Source organism: Draconibacterium sp. (assembly GCF_041583095.1).
Taxonomy (GTDB): domain Bacteria; phylum Bacteroidota; class Bacteroidia; order Bacteroidales; family Prolixibacteraceae; genus Draconibacterium.
This window is the reverse complement of the sequence record NZ_JBFHGM010000385.1, coordinates 1-3,680: the sequence shown is the minus strand read 5'-3', so window position 1 is coordinate 3,680 and position 3,680 is coordinate 1. Positions and strand designations below refer to the sequence as shown.

Sequence of the window (3,680 nt, the reverse complement as noted above, 5' to 3'; positions counted from 1 at the left end):
TGATTGTTTGTATACTGGCTATGGCTCTTTCATTGTTATCTATTCAGCTTGTAACCCCCAGCATTAACCAATTGTTTGACATAGATTTTAAAATATATTACCACGAACCAGTTGTTTACTGGAGTATATTCGCAGTTATTGGTTTATGCCAAGCGGTAACAGCCCTTTTTATTGCTATATTTTTTCTGGGTAGAAATTCCACCACTGATATGCTTGCCCTACGAAATAATTTTTCGGGAAGCTATTTACTAAAAAGCCTTTTGGTCGGACAGGTTGCTATTGTAATTGTACTAATATCAGGAACATTTTTGGTTAACAAACAAATTGACTTTGTATTAAATAAACCCTTAGGCTTTGATAAGGAAAATATAGTTGTTCTTCACATGAAAGACCTAAAAAGGGATGCAGGTGTTTTTACAAAAGAACTTAGGCAGCAAAGTCAGGTTACCGGAGTTGGAATGACATATCAGTACTTCGGGTATCCTACACAAACGATGTCGCTTGAAGGTTTAGGTATTGAAGGAACTGCGGAGGTAGTTTCGGCCAACTACGATTACCTAAAAACCATGAATATTAAATTGATTGAAAACTGGATAAACCCCACTGCCGATACTGTTCGGGGAATGGTGATAAACAATCACCTGTACAAACGTTTGATGGAGAAACACGGAAGTATAGAGGCTCTAAACGCTTTACAGCAATCGCAAGTCGCGCAACGTGGACAAAACAATTATCAGGCTATAAAATTTATTGGAGTAGCCGAAGATTTTAATTACAATTCAGCTCACGAAAACATAGGTGATTTTGTTTTTAGATTGGATGAAGCAAGAAACCGTGCACGCTTTGCTCATATACGCTTAGGTAATGAGAGTTTGCATGCTGGCATGGACGCTATTAAAAAGGTGTGGAACGAGCATTATCCCAACCAGGAAATGGATTACTTTTTTATGGATGAGAAAATAGCTCAGCAATACGAAGCAGAATCCATCCTAAGTCGCATTCTTTTTGTTTTCTCAAGCATTGGCATATTGATTAGCATAATAGGAATTAGTGGATTGTCATTATTTATTTCACAGCAACGCACTAAAGAAATTGGCATCCGCAAAGTAAACGGAGCCAAGATCTCGGAGGTGATGGTCATGCTCAACAAAAACTTTGTAAAATGGGTAGCCATCGCTTTTGTAATTGCCACGCCCATTGCCTACTACGCTATGAATAAATGGCTTGAAAACTTTGCCTACAAAACAACTTTAAGCTGGTGGATTTTTGCCCTGGCCGGTGTGCTGGCGTTGGGTATTGCTTTGCTCACAGTGAGTTGGCAAAGTTGGAGGGCTGCTACGCGAAATCCGGTGGAAGCTATCCGATATGAATAGAGAAGTGCGGAGATGATGACAAACGAAGTTTCGTCAGTATTGAGGCACTCAGGTATGAATAGCTTCGTTTTACCCCAAGCTTCTAAAGGGGCTTATGGGAGTTATAATACGAATGCCAATGGTTATTCATAACTTTATAGGTATAAGTCAAACTTAAAAGAGAACAAAATGCACCAATTTAGTTACCTGATTTTATCATTGTTTGTGGCATTTCCAGCTTTCGCTCAGAATTATCAAAACACTGGAAAAATCATTATTGATGATTCAAGCCTGGACGATTTGATCGATGTTTCTGCTGGCATTGAAATTCTGGCCGATGGTTTTGGGTGGTCAGAGGGACCGCTTTGGCTGGCTTCTGAGAATAAACTTATTTTTTCAGCTATTCCTGAAAATTCGATTTATCATTGGAGTGAATCCGATGGACTGCAGTTGTATCTTAAACCATCGGGATATACCGGGGAACAAGACAGAGGTGGAGAGCTTGGCTCCAATGGCTTGCTTTTGGCTTCGGATGGGAGTCTGGTTCTTTGCCAGCACGGCGATCGCAGAATAGCAAAAATGTTAGCACCCTTGAGTGATCCGGCACCAAAATTTGAAACCCTGGTTGACAGTTATCAGGCAAAGAAACTAAATAGCCCTAACGATGCCGTTTTTAGTAAAACCGGTGAATTGTATTTTACCGATCCTCCATACGGGCTTGAAAAAAATGTGGATGACCCGGCAAAGGAATTGGATTTTCAGGGGGTTTATAAAGTTTCAAAATCGGGCGAAATTAAGTTGCTCACAAAAGCATTGACCCGCCCAAATGGAATTGCTTTTTCGCCTGATGGAACAAAATTATATGTGGCCAATTCAGATCCCAAGAAGGCCATCTGGATGGTTTATGATGTGAAACAGGATGGAGGCATTGAGAACGGTAAAGTTTTTTATGATGCAACAAACCTGGTTTTAGCGGATAATGGACTTCCTGACGGAATGAAAGTGCACAGGAATGGGACGATTTTTGCCACAGGGCCAGGCGGAATTTTTATTTTCTCTTCGGACGGGAAAATCCTGGGAAAAATAGAAACAGGGAAGGAGACGGCAAACTGCGCATTTAATGACGACTATTCGGCTTTGTATGTGACAGCTGATAATTATCTCATGCGCGTTCACCTCAAAAAATGAATTCATTAAAATTGTCCAATCCTGATTTTTCGTCCTGAAAGGACAGCTAAATTGAGCCCAGGACATCGTCTTGGGTAGATGAACAAAAAAGGATATCGGGCTGAAAGCCCAGGTTATTAATCTGCCCTTACAGGGCGTCGTATAGATAGGCTGTCTGAAACCCAAGGTGTCGCATTCGCTTTGCCGTTGGGTTAGAATAGTCTGGGCTTTCAGCCCGATGAGGTAATTATGGCGAGATCGATTTGAAAATAATAGTAACTATTCCAAAACTTTGTCGTCCTATAACTAATAATCAGTTTAAAACAATTAAATCAAACGCATTATGAAAACTCAAAAGAACATCAAATTATTTACGATAATTGCAGTGCTGACCGCTGTGCTTTCGTTTAATGGATTGGCAAAAGACGGCCAACCAACCATTACCAAAACCTTTGATTTAAACCAGCCGGGGCAACTCAATGCTTCATCATCGGGAGGTGGTGTAACAGTACAAACACATGATCAGCCAAAAGTTATAATTCAGGCTTTTGTACGAAAAAATGGAAGTCTTTTATCGCCGTCCGACAATTCGTTGGATGAGGTTTTAGACGATTTCGATATCGATTTTTCAAAAAGCGGATCTACAATTACTGCAGTTGTAAAACGCAAGGGCCAGATGAATTTCTGGAGAAACAATGTGGGTATTTCATTAACCATTATCGTTCCGAAAGAAATGTCGTGCGATGTGTCGTCAAGCGGCGGTGGCCTGAAAATTTCGGGAGTAAAAGGTACACACGATTTCTCGAGCAGCGGCGGTGGCGTGCGACTGGAGAACACAAGCGGTAGCACAAAAGCCAGCTCATCGGGTGGAGGTGTTAAAGCCACCAACCACGATGGCGATATCCGTTTAAGTTCCAGCGGTGGCGGCGTTTCGGTTGAAGGTGCACACGGAAGTGTTTACGCACGCAGTTCGGGTGGTGGCGTAACTCTGGAAGATATTCATGGCCCGGCAGATGCTTCAAGCAGCGGCGGCGGTGTTAGCGTAAGTGGCGAAGCCAGCTCGGTAACAGCTAAATCAAGCGGCGGGTCAGTACATGTAAATATCCGCAATCTTAGCGATGAATTATACCTGCAATCCAGCGGAGGTGGTGTTTCTGCTGT

At 42.0% G+C, this 3,680-nt stretch carries 3 protein-coding genes; all 3 read left to right on the top strand.

Going from position 1 to position 3,680, the window contains the following annotated elements; all coding sequences use genetic code 11:
- Window positions 1-1,373: ABC transporter permease (locus tag ABZB17_RS21460; protein ID WP_372653516.1), on the top strand; the 1,373-nt coding region annotated here is incomplete at its 5' end.
- Window positions 1,374-1,541: 168 nt separating this feature from the next.
- On the top strand, window positions 1,542-2,540 hold the full coding sequence (locus ABZB17_RS21455) for an SMP-30/gluconolactonase/LRE family protein (protein ID WP_372653514.1): 999 nt from the start codon (window positions 1,542-1,544) through the stop codon (window positions 2,538-2,540).
- A gap of 322 nt (window positions 2,541-2,862) precedes the next feature.
- Window positions 2,863-3,680 (top strand): hypothetical protein (locus ABZB17_RS21450; RefSeq protein WP_372653511.1); only part of this gene is annotated, 818 nt, incomplete at its 3' end.